Origin of the sequence: Campylobacter sp. US33a (assembly GCF_004378855.1) — a bacterium.
Classification (GTDB): domain Bacteria; phylum Campylobacterota; class Campylobacteria; order Campylobacterales; family Campylobacteraceae; genus Campylobacter_D.
The window spans coordinates 67,109-84,700 of sequence record NZ_RYYL01000001.1 but is presented as its reverse complement, the minus strand read 5'-3'; the positions used below and the strand labels follow the sequence as shown (position 1 = coordinate 84,700).

Annotated in this window: 18 protein-coding genes; 6 read left to right on the top strand and 12 right to left on the bottom strand. The window is 32.3% G+C overall.

Features of this window, described 5'->3' with window-relative positions; all coding sequences use genetic code 11:
* Positions 1–123: 123 nt before the first annotated feature.
* Both rsfS and nadD read right to left on the bottom strand, forming a co-directional pair.
* Positions 124–450: a ribosome silencing factor gene (gene rsfS, locus ELQ16_RS00435; RefSeq protein ID WP_134237613.1), complete on the bottom strand. Its 327-nt coding sequence runs from the start codon at positions 448–450 to the stop codon at positions 124–126.
* Positions 451–478: 28 nt separating this feature from the next.
* Positions 479–1,024 carry a nicotinate (nicotinamide) nucleotide adenylyltransferase gene (nadD, locus tag ELQ16_RS00430; protein WP_134237612.1) on the bottom strand — a complete coding sequence of 182 codons (546 nt, stop codon included), beginning with the start codon at positions 1,022–1,024 and terminating at the stop codon, positions 479–481.
* Positions 1,025–1,083: 59 nt separating this feature from the next.
* Here nadD and gap point away from each other — a divergent pair, with 59 nt between their 5' ends.
* Genes gap through ELQ16_RS00405 form a run of 5 tightly spaced genes read left to right on the top strand, consistent with a single transcriptional unit; the run spans position 1,084 to position 6,285 of the window.
* On the top strand, positions 1,084–2,082 hold the full coding sequence (gene gap, locus ELQ16_RS00425) for a type I glyceraldehyde-3-phosphate dehydrogenase (protein WP_134237611.1): 999 nt from the start codon (positions 1,084–1,086) through the stop codon (positions 2,080–2,082).
* 2 nt (positions 2,083–2,084) lie between these two features.
* Complete coding sequence (locus ELQ16_RS00420) at positions 2,085–3,287, top strand: phosphoglycerate kinase (RefSeq protein WP_134237610.1); 1,203 nt, start codon at positions 2,085–2,087, stop codon at positions 3,285–3,287.
* On the top strand, positions 3,284–3,955 hold the full coding sequence (locus tag ELQ16_RS00415) for a triose-phosphate isomerase (protein ID WP_134237609.1): 672 nt from the start codon (positions 3,284–3,286) through the stop codon (positions 3,953–3,955). The genes ELQ16_RS00420 and ELQ16_RS00415 overlap by 4 nt, the downstream gene beginning before the upstream one ends.
* A 3-nt stretch (positions 3,956–3,958) precedes the next feature.
* Positions 3,959–4,783: an enoyl-ACP reductase FabI gene (gene fabI, locus ELQ16_RS00410; protein ID WP_134237608.1), complete on the top strand. Its 825-nt coding sequence runs from the start codon at positions 3,959–3,961 to the stop codon at positions 4,781–4,783.
* 2 nt (positions 4,784–4,785) lie between these two features.
* Positions 4,786–6,285: a hydrogenase small subunit gene (locus tag ELQ16_RS00405; RefSeq protein WP_134237607.1), complete on the top strand. Its 1,500-nt coding sequence runs from the start codon at positions 4,786–4,788 to the stop codon at positions 6,283–6,285.
* Here the strand turns inward: ELQ16_RS00405 and feoB are convergent.
* The 8 genes from feoB to ELQ16_RS00365 all read right to left on the bottom strand — a co-directional run bounded on the left by feoB (position 6,282) and on the right by ELQ16_RS00365 (position 14,764).
* Positions 6,282–8,318: a ferrous iron transport protein B gene (feoB, locus tag ELQ16_RS00400; RefSeq protein ID WP_134237606.1), complete on the bottom strand. Its 2,037-nt coding sequence runs from the start codon at positions 8,316–8,318 to the stop codon at positions 6,282–6,284. The two genes, ELQ16_RS00405 and feoB, sit on opposite strands and share 4 nt — an antisense overlap.
* Positions 8,315–8,545, bottom strand: coding sequence for a FeoA domain-containing protein (locus ELQ16_RS00395; protein WP_134237605.1), 231 nt, complete (start codon positions 8,543–8,545; stop codon positions 8,315–8,317). Before ELQ16_RS00395 ends, feoB begins: the two co-directional genes overlap by 4 nt.
* Positions 8,546–8,629: 84 nt before the next feature.
* Positions 8,630–8,992, bottom strand: a complete 363-nt coding sequence (locus ELQ16_RS00390) for a RidA family protein (protein WP_134237604.1) — start codon at positions 8,990–8,992, stop codon at positions 8,630–8,632.
* 72 nt (positions 8,993–9,064) lie between these two features.
* Complete coding sequence (locus ELQ16_RS00385) at positions 9,065–10,396, bottom strand: MmgE/PrpD family protein (RefSeq protein WP_134237603.1); 1,332 nt, start codon at positions 10,394–10,396, stop codon at positions 9,065–9,067.
* A gap of 9 nt (positions 10,397–10,405) precedes the next feature.
* Entirely contained in the window at positions 10,406–11,773 is a 1,368-nt protein-coding gene (purB, locus tag ELQ16_RS00380) for an adenylosuccinate lyase (protein ID WP_134237602.1), read from the bottom strand.
* 9 nt (positions 11,774–11,782) lie between these two features.
* Entirely contained in the window at positions 11,783–12,946 is a 1,164-nt protein-coding gene (locus ELQ16_RS00375) for a PLP-dependent aspartate aminotransferase family protein (protein ID WP_134237601.1), read from the bottom strand.
* Positions 12,947–12,958: 12 nt separating this feature from the next.
* On the bottom strand, positions 12,959–14,398 hold the full coding sequence (dcuC, locus tag ELQ16_RS00370) for a C4-dicarboxylate transporter DcuC (protein WP_134237600.1): 1,440 nt from the start codon (positions 14,396–14,398) through the stop codon (positions 12,959–12,961).
* A gap of 3 nt (positions 14,399–14,401) precedes the next feature.
* On the bottom strand, positions 14,402–14,764 hold the full coding sequence (locus ELQ16_RS00365) for a RidA family protein (RefSeq protein ID WP_134237599.1): 363 nt from the start codon (positions 14,762–14,764) through the stop codon (positions 14,402–14,404).
* Positions 14,765–14,927: 163 nt separating this feature from the next.
* Here ELQ16_RS00365 and ELQ16_RS00360 point away from each other — a divergent pair, with 163 nt between their 5' ends.
* Positions 14,928–15,602 carry a transcriptional regulator gene (locus tag ELQ16_RS00360; protein WP_134237598.1) on the top strand — a complete coding sequence of 225 codons (675 nt, stop codon included), beginning with the start codon at positions 14,928–14,930 and terminating at the stop codon, positions 15,600–15,602.
* 2 nt (positions 15,603–15,604) lie between these two features.
* Here the strand turns inward: ELQ16_RS00360 and ELQ16_RS00355 are convergent, their stop codons facing one another.
* Positions 15,605–16,072, bottom strand: coding sequence for a Cj1386 family hemin-binding protein (locus tag ELQ16_RS00355; RefSeq protein WP_134237597.1), 468 nt, complete (start codon positions 16,070–16,072; stop codon positions 15,605–15,607).
* Positions 16,073–16,131: 59 nt separating this feature from the next.
* The gene (locus ELQ16_RS00350) at positions 16,132–17,556 is read right to left on the bottom strand and encodes a catalase (protein ID WP_134237596.1); all 1,425 of its coding nucleotides are present in this window, start codon (positions 17,554–17,556) and stop codon (positions 16,132–16,134) included.
* Positions 17,557–17,592 lie beyond the last annotated feature (36 nt).

Sequence of the window (17,592 nt, the reverse complement as noted above, 5' to 3'; positions counted from 1 at the left end):
AAAACAAAGTTTTCTAAAAAATTCAGCAAAAAGAATCTTTCAAAAAATATCCAAGCAATAAAGATCTTTAATAAGTAAAAATTTATCAAAAATCTTATTTATTTCAAATTTTATATTTTAAAGTTAAGTCTTGCTTTTTTTAAGGCTTTCTAATAATTCTTCTATATTATAAATTCCTCTATGTTCTGGGGTTAAAAGATGGATAAGTATGTCACCTAAATCAATCACACTCCATTCTTCGCTGCTTTCTATGTTTAAAAACTCTTCGCCCTTGGCTTTTAGCTTGGTTTTAAGCTCATCGATTAAGGATAAAGCGTGCCTTTCACCCAAAGTTGCAGCAATGATAACATATTTTACAAAGTATTCTTGCTCGCTCATATCGAAAGTTTTTATATCTTCTGCTTTTTTTTCATCTAAAATTTTAACGATTAAATCTACTCTTTCTTGCATTTTTTTCCTTTAAATTTTTGAAATTGTATCAGTTTTTTTGTAATTTTTCATAATAGCTTTTTACCTCATCTTTAATCTCATCACAAACTTCATTAGTATCTAAAGTACTTCGTATAAAAGATGAAGCAATTTTTATATCGGTTTTTAAATCTTTAAAATTCTTTGGAATTTCTATACTATTGCGATTTGCAATGATAAATTCCACTAAAGAATTTAATTTTTCAAATTCGTGCCAAAGATGAAGTTTTTCTAAATGATCTGCACCGATTAAAAGATAAAATTTACTAGGATGATAAATCTTATAAAGATATTCCACGCTTTCAATGCTTGGTACAGGGCGTTTTTGCTTGATTTCAAAGTCGCAAATTTCTACTTTTTCTAAATTCCCCCAAAGTTTTTCCACCCAAAAAAATCTTTGCTTTTCATCGGCAAAAAAGCCTTTTTTAAAAGGATTAATAAAAGTAGGCATGATCACAAGCTTATCAATATCAAGTTTAACTAAAGCTTCTGTTACAATAGCGTTATGTCCTTTATGTGGCGGATCAAAACTACCACCAAAAAGTGCGATTTTCATTAAATTTTTAACCTTTTTTTTGTAGAATAGTAGCATTTTATTTTGCAAAAGGAAATTAAATGGCTATAAAAGTTGCTATAAATGGTTTTGGACGTATAGGAAGATGTGTTGCAAGAATTATTTCGGAGCGCGATGATATCGATCTTGTGGCAATTAATGATACCACAGATATTGAACTTACAAAATATCTTTTTAAATATGACACGGTGCATAAGGAATTTAAAGGTGAAGTAGATAGCAAAGGTAATGATTTAATCATCAATGGCAAGTTAATCAAAGTATTTAAAAGTCGCGATGTAAAAGATCTTGACTTTGCAAAATACGGTGCACAAATTGTTTTAGAATGCACCGGTGCACATTTAACGAAAGAAAAATGTCAAGGCTTTTTAGATATGGGAGTGCAAAAAGTGATCATGAGCGCTCCGGCAAAAGATGATACACCTACTTATGTTTTAGGGGTAAATTCACAAAATTATCAAGGTGAAAATATCATTTCAAATGCAAGTTGTACTACAAACTGCTTAGGACCTGTGTGCCGTGTTTTACAAGATAGTTTTGGCATAGAAAAAGGTCTTATGACGACCATACATGCTTACACAAACGGACAAAGCATTATTGATGCAAAAGCCAAAGATAAACGCCGTTCTCGCGCTGCAGCACAAAATATCATCCCAACTTCTACAGGTGCTGCAAAAGCTATGAAACTTGTAATGCCAGAACTTAATGGCAAACTTCACGGACAAAGCATGCGTGTGCCAGTGATTGATGTTTCAAGTGTGGATTTAACCGCACAACTTAGCAGAAAAGTTAGCAAAGAAGAGCTTAATGAAGCTTTTAGAAAAGCTGCTAATGGAAATTTAAAAGGCATTTTACTAGTAGATGATGATGAGAGAGTATCAAGCGATTTTATCACTTCGCCTTATGGGGCTATTGTAGCAAGTGATTTAACTCAAGTGATTGCAGATGATTTTATCAAAGTGATTGCTTGGTATGATAATGAGTGGGGCTATTCAAGTCGCTTGGTAGATATGGCTGTGTATATTTCACAAAAGGCTTAATGATGAGTGATATTATTTCCATAAAAGATATTAATTTAGCAGGTAAAAAAGTTTTTATAAGATGTGATTTTAATGTTCCGCAAGATGATTTTTTAAATATCACTGATGATAGACGCATCAGATCGGCAATTCCTACGATAAGATATTGTTTGGATAATGGTTGTAGCGTGATTTTAGCCTCACATTTAGGTCGTCCAAAAGAAATTAGTTCAAAATATTCCCTAGAACCTGTTGCGAAACGCTTAGCAAGACTAATGAGTAAAGATGTGATTATGGCTAAGGATGTTATAGGCGAAGATGCAAAAAATAAAGCTGCAAATTTAAAAGCAGGCGAAATTTTATTGCTTGAAAATTTGCGTTTTGAAAAAGGCGAAACTAAAAACGATGAAAATTTAGCTAAAGAATTAGCTTCTTTTGCAGAAGTTTATATCAATGATGCTTTTGGTGTGTGTCATAGAGCACATTCTAGCGTGGAAGCTATTACTAAATTTTTTGATGAAGAACATAAAGGCGCAGGATTTTTACTTCAAAAAGAAATCGATTTTGCTCAAAATCTTATCAAATATCCTACTCGTCCTTTTGTAGCCGTTGTAGGCGGATCAAAGGTAAGTGGAAAATTACAAGCTTTAACTAATCTCTTACCAAAAATCGACAAACTCATCATCGGTGGTGGTATGGCTTTTACTTTTCTAAAAGCACAAGGTTATGATATAGGAAATTCACTTTTAGAAGAAGGATTGATAGAAGAAGCAAAAAATATTCTCACAAAAGGCAAAGAACTAGGGGTTAAAATTTACCTACCTGTTGATGTGATCGCAGCACAAACTTGCTCCCAAGAAGCCGTGATGAAATATGTGCCAATTCAAGAAATTCCTGCAGGTTGGATGGGGCTTGATATTGGTCCTGCAAGTGGAAGGCTTTTTAGGGAAGTTTTAGCTGATGCTCAAACCATTTGGTGGAATGGACCTATGGGCGTTTTTGAGATCGATAAATTTTCAAAAGGTAGCATTAAAATGAGCCATTATATTAGCGAAAGCAATGCCACAACCGTTGTGGGTGGTGGCGATACTGCTGATGTTGTAGCTCGTGCTAGAGATACAGATGAAATGACTTTCATTTCTACAGGTGGTGGTGCCTCACTTGAGCTTATCGAAGGTAAAGAACTTCCAGGTGTTAAGCCTTTAAAAGCCAAGGTTATAGAATGATATTTGCCGCAAATTTAAAATGCAATCATACAAGATCAAGTTTTAAACTTTATGCAAATACCTTAAACAAAGCCCTTGAAAGCACAAACGATGAAATCATTGTTTTTCCACCAAGCATAGCTTTCTTAGAAGATAAGTGCAATTTCATACAAGGGGCGCAAAATTTTTATCCTTGTGTAAATGGTGCATTTACGGGTGAAATTGGCAAAATGCATTTAGATGAATTTGGTATAAATTGCGTTTTAATAGGACATTCTGAAAGAAGAGCTTTGGGTGATGAAAATCTTATTAAAGCTAAATTTGATTTTGCAAAAGAGCATGGTTTTAAAATTATTTTTTGCATAGGCGAGGATTTAGAAATCAAAAATCAAAATAAAACCTTAGAATTCTTAGAAAAACAATTAAAAATAATTGACTTAAATTATGAAAATTTAATCATTGCTTATGAACCTATTTATTCCATAGGAAGTGGAGTGAGTGCTACAAAAGAAGATATTAACAAGGTGCTTGAATTCATTTCTTCGCTTAGCAAAGCACCTTTACTTTATGGCGGAAGTGTGAATGAAAATAATATTAAAGAAATTTTAGCTATTAATCATTGTAGCGGGGTTTTAATTGGATCTGCTGCTTTAAAAGTAGAAAATTTTATAAAATTAATTAAAGGATAAAAAATGATAATGAAAGGTAAAAAAGGTCTTATTGTAGGTGTTGCAAATAATAAATCCATTGCTTATGGTATAGCAAAAGCTTGCTTTGAGCAAGGGGCGAGTTTGGCTTTTACTTTTTTAAATGATGCTTTAAAAAAACGCGTTGAGCCTATCGCAGAAGAGTTTAATTCTAAATTTGTTTATGAACTTGATGTGAATAATGAAGAACATTTAGCAAGCATAGCCGATAAAGTTAAAAAAGATTTAGGCGAGATCGATTTTATAGTTCATGCAGTAGCTTACGCACCAAAAGAAGCCTTAGAAAATTCCTTTTTGGAAACTTCAAAAGAAGCCTTTGATATTGCAATGGGAACTTCTGTGTATTCTTTACTTTCTTTAACAAGAGCAGTGCTTCCAGTGCTTAAAGAAAATGGTTCAATTTTAACACTAAGCTATCTTGGTGGTGTTAAGTATGTACCTCATTATAATGTTATGGGTGTGGCAAAAGCAGCACTTGAAAGCTCTGTGCGTTATTTAGCAAGAGATTTGGGCATAAAAGGAATTCGCGTTAATGCAATTTCAGCAGGACCTATTAAAACTTTAGCAGCAAGCGGGATAGGCGATTTTAGAATGATACTAAAATACAATGAAATCAATGCCCCATTAAAACGCAATGTAAGCACTGAAGATGTAGGAAATTCAGCAATGTATTTACTTAGCGATTTAGCACGAGGGGTAACTGGCGAGGTGCATTATGTCGATGCGGGATATAATATCATGGGTATGGGCGATGTAGAAAAAGATGAAAATGGAAATACCATACTTTGCTGGGATAAACAAAAAGGATAAAAATGACAAAACTTAGCAATGAGGAATTAAAAGAAATACTCACAAAACGCATTGAAAAAATCAAAAATTCAAATTTAGTAGATGAAAAAAACATCAACGAAGAAAGCGTTAAAACTCTTGCTAAGCATTTATCTTTAGGCAATGAAATTCCGCCTTTAGCAGCGAAATTTTTTCAAATTGCACCGAAAATGAAAGTCGTTTGGCTTCATCTTTGCGAATGCACGGGGTGTAGTGAGAGTTTGTTGCGTTCAGAGCTTCCTAGTTTTGATGAATTTATTTTTGATTTTTTTTCTTTAGAATACCACGAAACCTTAATGGCTGCAAATGGGACTAAGGCTGAAGAACTTTTAGAGGAAGTTTTAGAAGATGAATTTGTTTTGGCTGTAGAAGGCGGCGTTGCAGCTATTGATACCTTTTTTCTTACTATCGGATCAAAAGGCGAAAGTGGCTTTGAAATTCTTAACAAACTAGCTACTAAAGCTAAAGCTATTTTTGCAGTAGGTACTTGCTCAAGCTATGGTGGAATCCAAGCTGCTTATCCAAATCCTAGTAAAACTTGCGGTATAAGCGAAGTTTTAAGCCAAAAGGTAGTTAATATCCCCGGTTGTCCGCCAAGTGATGTTAATATCATAGCAAATTTAGCTTTTTATGCACTTTTTGATACCTTACCAGAGCTTGACGCACAAAATAGACCTGTATGGGCTTATGGAAAATGTTTGCACGATTTATGCGAAAGAAAAGCGAAATTTGAAAGTGGCATTTTTGCGGATACTTTTGATGATGAAAAGGCTAAAAATGGAGCTTGTTTATTTAAAATAGGTTGCAAGGGACCTTATACTTATAATAATTGTCCCAAAGTAAAATTTAATTCCAAAACCTCATGGCCAGTAGCCGCAGGGCATGGATGTATCGCTTGTAGTGAAAAAAATTTCTGGGATGAATTTGGAAATTATGAAAAACCTATGGCAAATATTTTTTCTTATGCTAAGCTTACAAATGAAAAACAAAATATAGAATTTACGCTCAAAGAGCAGATTGAAATTTTATCAACTATGGACTTTGAATTTGAAAGCAATGTTAAACTTATTTTACAAAATATAGCTAAAAATAAACTTGGGGCATCATTGATAGAAAATTACAAAAAAGCATTTGAAAAAAATTATCATTTTATAGAACAAAATTTTGATGAAAATTCTCAAATTTCAAATGATATTTGGAAATATTTTGAAATTAATTTTATTTTAGCCAAGGGTGAATTTTTAAAAGATAAAAATGACTTTTTAAATGCAGCAAAAAATTATGCTTTTAAACATGCAAGTCCTTATGATTTTAAACTCACTCTTGCCGAAAAATCAAAGCTTGATATTAGCAAATCCTTTCGTATGCCTTTAATTTATCTTTGCGGTGGACTTGATTTTGAAGGTATTGCTTATAGCGCTTTAAAAGCTTTTGAAAAAAGCATTCAAAGCGTGGTGGAATTTAACAAGCAAAAAGTAGGTTAATTTAACACAAATTTTGTAATATTTAAACCCACAAAAGCGACTATATAAGCCACAGTGCAAGTAAAGATAAAAAGATATAAAGTATATTTAGCTTTACCGCTTTCTTTTGAAAAGACTATAGTAGCTGCAAAGCAAGGATTGTAAATCATTACAAATAAAATATAAGCTACCGCAGTTGGAAATGGGATAGTCTTTGCAATGGTTTCTCTTAAAGCTAAATTTTCTTCATCTACTTCAGAACCCAAAGAATAAAGCACTCCCATGGTTGAAATCATCACTTCTTTTGCCGCTAAACCGCTGACTAAAGAAACGCTTAATTTCCAATCAAGCTCAAGCGGAGCAAACACAGGCTCAATAGCCTTGCCAAACTGTCCTAAATAACTATTTTCAATAGCAAGCTCTTGTTTTTCTAATTCACTCAAATTTACATCAGCAACATTATTTTGCGGAAAGTTACTCGCAAACCATATAAGTAAAGATGCTAAAAGTATGAAAGTTCCAGCCTTTTTAAGATACATTTTAGCTTTATTGTAAACCATAAACCAAACTAAATGCCAATTTGGCATACGGTATTTTGGCATTTCCATTACAAAAGGCTCATCAAATCCACGAAAAGCTGTCATTCTTAAAAGTTTTGCCGCACAAAGTCCTAAAATCGCACCTAAAATGTAAATTCCAAAAAGATAATTTCCTGCTTTTTCGCTTGGAAAAAAAGCACCGATGAAAAGTACATAAACAGGAAGTCTCGCACCGCAACTCATAAAATTTATAACAAAAAGAGTTAAAAGTCTATCCCTTTTATTTTTTAGCGTTCGTGTAGCCATAAAAGCCGGCACAGAACAACCAAAACCAGTAATAAGTGGAATAAAACTTTTTCCATGCAAGCCAAATTTATGTAAAATTCCATCAAGCAAAAAAGCGACTCTTGACATATAACCTGTTGTCTCTAAAAGTGCGATGCCAAAAAACAAGATGATAATATTTGGCAAAAACAATACCACAGCACCCACACCACCTATTATTCCATCAGCCAAAATAGAAGCTAAAAGTTCATTAGAAATATACTCTTTGCATAAATTACCAAAGGCGGCAAATCCACTCTCTATATAATCCATAGGAATTTGTCCTAAAGTAAAAGTTAGCTGAAATAAAGCCCACATAAAAAATAAAAATATAGGAATTCCTAAATATTTATTTGTCAAAATAGCATCAATATTTTTGGTGAGATTTTTATTCTTTTTTTTGCTTTGGCTTAAAACCTTCATCGCTACCGCTTTTGCAAAAGCCATTAAATTTTCTCTAAAAATCATATTTAAATCTTGAGTGTCGTACTCCATAAATAACCTATTACGCGCACTATTAATAAGTGAATTTAACTCATCAAATTCACTTTGCTGTTTTCCTAATAATAAATCAAAAGCAAATTGCCTATTAGAAAGATCATGGTGATTTAATTTTTTATTATTTAAAAATTCAGTGATTTTGTCAAGTTCATTTTCAATAACATCGCTATAAATTCTTTGCGGAGCGATGAACTGTTTTTCGTGATTTTGGATAATAAGTTCTAATAAGCTATTTAAATTTTGCTTTGTTTTTGCAGAAACACTAATACAAGGAATTTTTAAAAGCTCTTCTAGAGCCTTGTCATTAATCCAAACACCTTCATTGTGCGCCTCATCTTGCATATTTAAAGCTAAAATCATTTTTTTATTTATATCCAAAAGTTGCATACTTAAAGCAAGATTGCGTTCTAAATTTGTAGAATCTAAAACATTAACAATAATATCGTAATTTTCATTTTCTATGTAATTTTTTGTGATTTTTTCTTCTTCAGAATAACCATCTAAGGCATAAGTTCCAGGCAAATCAATAAATTTAATTTCATAATCTTTATAATATGCCTTTGCCACAGCCTTTTCAACGGTTACACCTGGGAAATTTCCCACTTTCATATTAGCTTTACACAAAGCATTAATCAAAAGACTTTTACCCACATTAGGTTGCCCTACAAGTACAACATTAATTTTTTTCATTGCGTTATCTTTTGTATTTTAATTGTTTTTGCTTCATTGGCTCTTAAAATCACGCAACTATTTTCGAGTTCCACCATTAAAGTAGATTTTCTTAAAGATGATGAAATTTTTTTAATTTTTCTCCCTTTGATAAAACCAAAACTAAAAAATCTATTTTTAAGCTCATCAGAAGCATCAATATCAATAATTAAAGCTACTTCATCATCTTTTAAAACATCAAGCGTCATTTTGCATCCTTAAGAAACAATAAATAAAAAATTGTAACATTTTTAAGATAAATCATATCTTAATTTTGATAACGATTAGCAAATTTATTTTTTAAATGCTATAGCTTCAATTTCAACCTTTACACCCTTAGGAAGATCTTTAACGGCAATAGCTGAACGCGCAGGATAAGGGGCTTTAAAAAACTTGGCATAAATTTCATTCATTGGAGTAAATTCATTAATGTCTGCTAAAAAAACCGTTGTTTTCACTACATTTTCAAAACCAAGTCCATTTTCTTCTAATATAGCTTGCAAATTCTTTAAAACTTGAGTGCTTTGCTGGGCAATATCTCCATTTACAACTTCACCATTTTGCGGATCAATAGGAATTTGACCTGATATAAAAATAAAACTATTCGCTTCTCTATAAGCCGAATATGGACCAATAGCTTTTGGATATCTTTGCATAAATTTTCCTTTCAAAATACAATAAAATCAAATTTTAGCAAAGATATGTAATTTTTAAGTTTTTATTAAAAACTAAAAAGAAAAAGTTTGTAAATTTTCTAGATCTTGAATTTGATTTATTATATTTTGTGCTCTTTTTAGTTCGACACTTCTTAAGGCATTATCTAAAAATTTAGCCTTTAGCTCTTCAAAGCTCAAAGGATTATCGAAATTACCTTTATTTATAAATACATCCTTTTTAATCACTCTTCTATCTTGCAAAATAGCTTCTATATGCCCTGGGAAATACTTTGGAAAGCCGCTTGATTTTCTTTTTTCATAAGTGATTTTTTTAGCAAATTCTAGCACTTCATCTCTTTTTAAATTTTCATAAGAAGTCAAAGTAATTTTGCCATCAAAAAAACCTAAAGCCATCAAAAAAGGCATGGAAAATTTAGCCGCGTAAGCACTATTTGGGGTATATTTTGCTTCTAAAGGATCGCAAATAAAAGAAATAGGCACCTCATCTACAAAACAATGTATGCTTTTAATTTCGTCTGCTTTTAAGCCGTCATTTCTTAAAGCAATAGCACAATCAATAAGCCCATGTGCAAAATGACAACTCGGATAAGGCTTTATAGAAACTTGCATAACTTGCCAAATTTCACCCAAAGCTTCACAAAGTTTAGCTTTATCGCAATCTTGCTCTATGCCAAAACATCTAAAGATATTATCCCTTCCTTCAAAGATACTAAGAGGACCACTCATACCATTTTTAGCGCAATTTGCAACAAAAATTCCATTCTTTATAGCATTGGCAATATGCAAAACTTTTGAATTTGATCCATTCGATAAAAATTCATTTACCCCACTTGCAAAGCTTCCTGCAAGCCCTAAAGCATTAATAATTTGCTCTTTATTTAAATCAAGCATGACACAACTCGCACTCACGCTTCCAAAAATTCCAGCAATAGCAGTAGTATGAAAACCGCGTTTGTGAAAACTTCCCTTACTTGCAATGCCAACTCTAGCAGCTACTTCCCAGCCTATGATAAAAGCTTTGATGATTTTTTTAGCATCTTTACTCACACTAAAACCATAACTCAAACAAAGCGGAGTTAAAATAGCACTTGCATGTAAAATAGCTTCTGTGTGCGTATCATCAAAATCAAGCGCATGGGCTGCTATACCATTAAGCATAGCAGCGCTTATAGCGTCAATTTTTTCCTCTTTGCCCCAAATTTGAGTATCACCTTTAGTATTAAAAACTTTTAAAGCATTATTAACACATTCTTCATTACTTGCAGCCAAAGCTGTCCCAAGGCTATCGAGCATTAATTCCTTAGCCCTTTGCACTACACTTGATGGGATATCTTTAAATTTAAGCCCTACGATAAAATCAGCTAAAATCTCGCTATAAAGCATTTTTATTTCCTATTTTAAAATTTCAGATGAAGCGATTTTTTCTAAAAATTCATCTACAAGTTTTGGCGCATAACCCACATAAGTAGTCGCATCAAGCAAGGCATCAATGTCTTTTTCATTTAATACTTTACTTACTCTTTCATCACTTAATAATACTTCTTTAAATGTTTTATGACCTTCTATGCCTCTCATCGCATTTTCATAAACAATCTCATGTGCGTGTTGCTTTCCATAATGATCACTTAATGCAAACATAACGCGTTCTGCTAAAACAAAGCCATCTAAAATATTTAGATTTTTAAGCATTTTGTCTTTTTTAACTTCTAAATCACTAAAAACAAATTTCATATTTGCCAAAACCACTGAAAGCATTAAGAAAATTTCAGGTAAAAGTTTCCATTCCATTTTCCAAACTTGTCCATCTCTTTCATGCTCATGTCTTTCAATATCACTTAAAATCGCAATATTTGCTCTTAAAGCATTGCTAACAGTTACTGCATTTTCACTTACCGCAGGATTTCTTTTGTGTGGCATAGTGCTTGATCCAACTTGTCCTTTACCAAAAGGCTCTGCTATTTCATCTATTTCATTGTGTGTAAGGATTAAAAGCTGATGTGCTATTTTGTTAAAGGTTGCATTAATATTTCCTAAAACATAACCAAGCTCTATAAAACGATCTCTTGCAGGCTGCCAAGAAATATCAGGTACATTTAAATCTAAATTTTCCAAAGTTAGCTTTTCTACTTCATTACACTCATCACTTAAACTTGCTTTAGTTCCTACTGCACCTACGATTAAACCTACATATAATCTTTTTTCAAGCTCCATTATCCTATCATAATGGCGGTTTAATTCACTAAGCCAAATAGCAACTTTGTGTCCAAAAGTTATAGGTAAAGCTTGCAAAGCTAAAGTTCTTCCCATCATAGGGGTGTTTTTATGTGTTTTAGCAAGTTTTGCTAAATCTTTTGCTATAGCCTTTAACTCGCTTTTTATGATTTGCATTGCTTCTTTAAATTGCAAAACAAGTCCAGTATCAATAATATCTTGAGTAGTAACTCCAAAATGCACAAATTCGCCCAAACCATTTTCACAAGCCTTTTCTAAACCACGAACGGTCGGCACTAAAGGATGTTTGGTTTTTTTAAATTCAGCATAGATAAAATCCATATCCATAAATTCATAATGAGCTTTTTTTGCTATCTCTTCTGCGGCATCTTCTGGTATGATTTTAAGCTTTGCTTGTGCTTTTGCTAATGCTGCTTCTACATCAAGCCATTTTTGTATGCGGTTTTGTTCGCAAAAAATAGCACGCATCGCAGGCGTGCTCCAAGAATCTGCTAATAATCTATGATCAAATACACTAATTCCTGTCATTTTATCCCCTTATTTTTTAATACTATCAAAAGCCTGTGTTAAATCAGCAATTAAATCTTTTGTATCTTCAAGCCCTATATGAAATCTTACAAATGGACCTCTTGCACTCCAATCGGTTGCAGTTCTAGGTGGAGTAGTAACGGTTGCTAAACTTTCGTATCCACCCCAACTAGCACCTATTGAAAAATACTCTAATTTATCTACGAATTTAATAGCATCTTCTTTGCTATACCCATTTGCAAATTCAATTGTAACCATACCATTTGCACCTTTATGATCACGCATAAAAATTTCATGATTTGGATGAGTTTTAATTTTTGGATAAAAAATAGTTTTTATTTCTTTTCTTGTTTGTAAAAACTCTACGATTTCATCTGCACTTTTTTCATGAGCTTTCATTCTAACATCTAGCGTTCTCATACCGCGAAGTACTAAATAAGCATCATCAGGACTTGTTGTAAAACCTAAAGCTTCAGGAAGTTTGTCAAAATTCTTCCATTCTTTTTCATTAATCACTACTATACCCATAGTAACATCTGAATGTCCACTTAAATATTTAGTTGCAGCAATCACTGAAATATCCACGCCAAGCTCAAGTGGATTTAAAAAATACCCACTAGAGTATGTATTATCAATAGCTACAGGAATATTGTGAGCATGTGCTATTTTGCAAAGTTTTGGCAAATCTATGATTTCATAAAGTATAGAACCTGGACTTTCACATAAAATAAGTTTTGTATTTGGTTTAATTTTTTCTTCTACATCAGAAGCATCTGCTTTTAAGAAGTCAATTTCTACACCCATTTTTGCTAAAAATAAATCACAAATAGTTCTAACAGGTCCATAAATAGCATCAGTAATTAAAAAATGAGCATCTTTACTAGCATAATTTAAAAGCACCATAGCTAAAGCTGCAAGTCCTGTTGGGAAAAGTTGCGCTCTATGTCCGCCTTCTAGCTCACAAATTAATTTTTCTAACTCAAAATTTGTAGTCGTTCCTCTAGCACCGTAACTTAAAACACGCTGAGTTTTTCTTAATTCTCTGTATTCTTGCCAAGTAGCGTGATCTTTAAAAAGTATGGTTGATGCACGCATAAGTGTAGGGTTAACCGATCTTACAGGAACATTTTGATCTCCTCTACCACAATGGATAAGTTTAGTTTTTGAATTCATTTTTTCTCCTTTTTATAAATAAATATAAGTCATAATAATATTAGTAATCGCAGCCACCAACATAGGAATAGCTGTTCTTTTAACCACTTGCAAAGGATTTACTTTTGCAATAGCTGAAATTGCCAAAATTGCCGGTGCTATAGGACTAACACATCTTCCAAAACCTGTCATAATTTGAATTGGTGCTATCATGGTAATGGTTTCAACACCAAAATGTTTTGCTATGTTTGGAATTAATGGCGCAAAAGAAAAAAATGCTGCATTTCCAGAACCCATCAAAAAAGCACAAACTGCAAGTAAAATAGATACTGCAATAATAATAGCAAGCACGCCAAATCCAGCACTTTGGCAATATCCTATCAAAGTATCCACAAAACCAACCGATAAAAGTCCATTTGCAAAGACCTGACCGCAAACTATCAAAGAAACTGTGATTACAAATAAATGCCCCATTCCTTTAAAGAAAATCATAATAGAATTAAGAGTTTCTACTATACTTTTATAGCGTATCATTTCAAAAATAATAGCCACAAAAGTTGAAATTACCATTGCTACTGGAACATTCATTTTAATTGCAGTGCTAGCAGCTGCTTCAACCTCTTCGACACTACTAATTCCAATCAAAACTAAAAAACTATCTAAAACCGAACTAAAACCTAATATTAAAACTAAAGGGATTATAGGCAAAATAGCATAAATTCTTGGTGGTTTTTTTAATTCTTTTTCTTTGTCCTCATTTTGACTTAATTCTTTTTCTACTTCTTGAGCGTTGAAAACAAAATTATCTCTTTTATCAAAGAATTTATTGCTAAGATAAATCGCAAGTCCCACTGCTAAAATGATTGGTAAAGTTGTAGGCAACTGATAATTTACAAAATAGATCGCAGGATCAATATCAGCCACTTTTGAAGCCATGATAACATTACCACTTCCAGGTCCATGATCTATGTATTGACAAATTGCAATCACGCTTAAGGCAGATAGTTTTGAAACACCCGAACGCACCAAAATAGGATACATGGTAACCATAAGCAAAAGTCCAAGTCCTGCATGAGATGGGATAAAAAGAACTAAAAATTGCACGATAAAATATGCAATTATAAGCAAAACATAGGGAGATTTTACCATTTTTAGAGGTTTTTCAAAAACCTTAAAAAGTGCATAGGAAGCCCCAACATGATCCATATAAGCAGAAAATCCAGCAATACACATTAAGGTAAGACCAAGACCTGCTAAAGTACTTGACATTGTTTGGTTAAAAACTTGAAAAATATCAAAAAAGGCTAAATTTAAAGAGCCTTTTTCAATAACATGTGGAGAAAGCCCAAAAATAGCAGCCAAAGAAAGCAACAACAAACCACTTAAAAGCAATGCCATGTGAGCATTGACTTTTTTATAAAGCATAAAAACAAGTAAAATTACGCTTAATAAAGAAAAACTAAGACCTAGCATGGCTTATCCTTTTGAGGCTATGACTTCTATTTCAATTTTTGCTCCTTTTGGTAGATCTTTTACCGCAAAAGCGCTTCTAGCAGGATAAGGAGCTTTGAAAAACTCGGCATAGACTTCATTAAAAGCTAAAAAGTCAGAAATTTCAGCTAAAAAACAAGTCGTTTTAACAACTTTATCGTAAGAAATTCCATTCTCTTCTAAAATAGCACCAATATTTTTTAAAGATTGTCTAGTTTGTTCTTTGATATCCAAACTTTCAATCTCACCTGATGTAGGGTTTATAGGTAACTGTCCCGAAATAAAAAGCATACCATTTGCTTCTCTATAGGCCGAGTAAGGACCGATAGCCTTTGGATAATTTGTCATTTTGTCTCCTCTATAAATAAAATTACAATAAAATATTATCAATTTAATAATAACTTGTCAATATTTTTTTATTACAATAATAAAATATTATTTATTAAGAATATTTTTAAAAATTTAAAGTTAGAATAAAATCTTAATTTCAATCTAAACTTTGGGGTATGTTATGGATGAAAAGCAAAAAGAACAATTTATCAAACTTACAAATTTTTTAGGACAAGTTTTAGGCAAACAATATGAAATAGTTTTTCATGTAATTGACGAAGAAGGTGCTTATATCGCAGCCATTGCCAATAATCATATCAGCGGTAGAACTTTAAAATCTCCACTAAGTGCTTTTGCAAGCGAACTTATACAAAATAAAGCTTATTTAAAGGAAGATTTTTTATATGACTATAAGGCTTTAATTGGAAAGTCAAAACTTGTTAGAGGTTCAACTTTTTTTATAAAAAATACCGATAAACTTGTGGGAATTTTATGTATAAATCACGATACTAGTGCGATAAGAGATGCGGTTTGTAAAATCATAGACATAGAAAAATTAGATGATATGAGTGAAATTTTAAATCCAAACAAAGAAAATAATGAAAACAATATTGAAATAAATGATTTGGGAAATATAGAAACTTTAAGTCATTCCATAGAAGAAATTTTAGCCCAAAGTATTGATATGAATTATTTAAACGCTAATTATCAATTAAGTATTAGCCAAAAAGAAGAGATAGCAAAAACCTTATACGAAAAAGGTATCTTTAACATTAAAGGTTCTGTACCCATAGTAGCTAAACTCTTAAAAATTTCAGAGCCTAGCGTTTACAGGTATTTAAAAAAATTTAAATAAAATCATTTTTTAAATAACTGCAAAATTTTTAACGAAATCTTTTTTGCTAAACTTTTTTTGGAATTTTTACTTAAAAACTCTGCTACATCTTTACGGCCAAACATAATAGCAAAAGTATAAGGCGTCATCCCTAAACCATTATTTTCATCAATATTTGCTCCATATTTCACCAAAAGCTCACACATAGGCAAATAACCTTTAAAACAAACCCCTGCAAGCGGAGTTTGACCGCGATCATTTTTCTCATCAACTTTTGCACCTTTTTCTAAAAGCATTTTAGCACACTCATAAGAATTATTATAAGCGGCAAGCATTAATAAAGTATCGCCTTTGTGTGTTTTTAAATTAACATTAAGTCCTGCTTCTATCATGGTTTTTAGGTTTTCGCATTCATCATTTCTAGCAAAATTAAAAGCCATTTTGCAAAGCTCGGCAAATCTTTTTTCTTCTTCTAAACTCAAAGTCATCATCACTTTTCCTTAAATATTTATAATCTTTAGTTTGCCACTTTTAAAGTGGCAAGTAAAAATTATTTTCCTAAAGCTTTTTTTACTCCATTTGCATAATCACTTGAAATTTTTTCAAAATGATTTAAAGCTCTAGTGATAATTTTTTCATCTACTCCTTTCATAGAGGCAGCGATATTGTTAAAAAGTTGTGCTTTTTGACTATCATTCATAATGTTAAATAAAGCCCTTGGTTGAGTATAAAAATCATCATCTAGTGGGGCAAATCTTTGTGCAACATTATCTATGGCAAGATCGGGCTCAAGATAGCTTTTATCTTCTTTTGGACTATAATCATAACTATTTGGCTCATAATAAGCTGCTTCATTTTTATAAGTGTCAAAATTCATAGCACCCGCTACATTATAAGTATTTACTTCGCTTTTAGCACGATTTACAGGAAGTAAATGGTAATTTGTTCCTATGCGATATCTGTGCGCATCAGGGTATGAAAAAATTCTAGCTTGAAGCATTTTATCAGGACTAAAACTAATACCTGGAACTATATTGCTAGGGCTAAAAGCTGCTTGTTCAACTTCATTGAAGTAATTTTGCGGATTTTTATTTAAAACCATTTCACCAACATCCATTAAAGGTACAATGGAGTGTGGCCAAATTTTAGTTAAATCAAAAGGATTAAATCCAAGTTTTTCTGTGTCATTTTCGGCTAAAATTTGCACTTGTACTTTCCATTTTGGAAAATCTTTATTTTCAATAGCTTCATAAAGATCTCTTTGGTGACTTTCTCTATCATCTGCGATGATTTTTGCTGCTTCTTCATTAGTGAGATTTTTAATACCTTGCATAGTTTTAAAATGAAATTTTACCCAAAATCTTTCATTTTTATCGTTGATGAAGCTATAAGTATGGCTTCCAAAGCCGTGCATATGACGATATGACGCAGGAATTCCTCTATCGCTCATAAGTATGGTTACTTGGTGTAAGCTTTCAGGGCAAAGTGTCCAAAAGTCCCAAGCAGCATTATTGCTTCTTAGATGAGTTCTAGGATCTCTTTTTTGAGTGTGAATAAAATCAGGGAATTTGTAAGCATCACGGATGAAAAAAGTCGGGGTATTGTTTCCCACTAAGTCCCAATTTCCTTCTTTGGTGTAAAATTTAATTGCAAAACCTCTTACATCGCGTTCTGCATCAGCTGCACCTGCTTCACCTGCAACGGTTGAAAAACGCAAGAAAAGTGGAGTAATCTCACCTTTTTGAAAAATTTTAGCCTTAGTATAAGCACTTAAATCTGCAGTGATTTTTATCTCACCATAAGCTCCACTTCCTTTTGCATGAACAGTTCTTTCTGGAATTCTTTCTCTATTTTGATGAGCAAGCTTTTCAAGCAAAATATAATCTTGCATAAGTAATGGTCCCTTAGCACCTGCACTTAATGAATTTTGATTGTCAGCAATAATATTGCCAAAATCATTAGTTAGTTTTTTCATTGTCTTCTCCTAAATAATAAATTTTATTAATTGATA

Coding starts and splice junctions, on each gene's coding strand:
- rsfS (WP_134237613.1), bottom strand. CDS start 450: ATGCAAGAAAGAGTAGATTTAATCGTTAAAATTTTAGATGAAAAAAAA.
- nadD (WP_134237612.1), bottom strand. CDS start 1,024: ATGAAAATCGCACTTTTTGGTGGTAGTTTTGATCCGCCACATAAAGGA.
- gap (WP_134237611.1), top strand. CDS start 1,084: ATGGCTATAAAAGTTGCTATAAATGGTTTTGGACGTATAGGAAGATGT.
- ELQ16_RS00420 (WP_134237610.1), top strand. CDS start 2,085: ATGAGTGATATTATTTCCATAAAAGATATTAATTTAGCAGGTAAAAAA.
- ELQ16_RS00415 (WP_134237609.1), top strand. CDS start 3,284: ATGATATTTGCCGCAAATTTAAAATGCAATCATACAAGATCAAGTTTT.
- fabI (WP_134237608.1), top strand. CDS start 3,959: ATGATAATGAAAGGTAAAAAAGGTCTTATTGTAGGTGTTGCAAATAAT.
- ELQ16_RS00405 (WP_134237607.1), top strand. CDS start 4,786: ATGACAAAACTTAGCAATGAGGAATTAAAAGAAATACTCACAAAACGC.
- feoB (WP_134237606.1), bottom strand. CDS start 8,318: ATGAAAAAAATTAATGTTGTACTTGTAGGGCAACCTAATGTGGGTAAA.
- ELQ16_RS00395 (WP_134237605.1), bottom strand. CDS start 8,545: ATGACGCTTGATGTTTTAAAAGATGATGAAGTAGCTTTAATTATTGAT.
- ELQ16_RS00390 (WP_134237604.1), bottom strand. CDS start 8,992: ATGCAAAGATATCCAAAAGCTATTGGTCCATATTCGGCTTATAGAGAA.
- ELQ16_RS00385 (WP_134237603.1), bottom strand. CDS start 10,396: ATGCTTTATAGCGAGATTTTAGCTGATTTTATCGTAGGGCTTAAATTT.
- purB (WP_134237602.1), bottom strand. CDS start 11,773: ATGACAGGAATTAGTGTATTTGATCATAGATTATTAGCAGATTCTTGG.
- ELQ16_RS00375 (WP_134237601.1), bottom strand. CDS start 12,946: ATGAATTCAAAAACTAAACTTATCCATTGTGGTAGAGGAGATCAAAAT.
- dcuC (WP_134237600.1), bottom strand. CDS start 14,398: ATGCTAGGTCTTAGTTTTTCTTTATTAAGCGTAATTTTACTTGTTTTT.
- ELQ16_RS00365 (WP_134237599.1), bottom strand. CDS start 14,764: ATGACAAATTATCCAAAGGCTATCGGTCCTTACTCGGCCTATAGAGAA.
- ELQ16_RS00360 (WP_134237598.1), top strand. CDS start 14,928: ATGGATGAAAAGCAAAAAGAACAATTTATCAAACTTACAAATTTTTTA.
- ELQ16_RS00355 (WP_134237597.1), bottom strand. CDS start 16,072: ATGATGACTTTGAGTTTAGAAGAAGAAAAAAGATTTGCCGAGCTTTGC.
- ELQ16_RS00350 (WP_134237596.1), bottom strand. CDS start 17,556: ATGAAAAAACTAACTAATGATTTTGGCAATATTATTGCTGACAATCAA.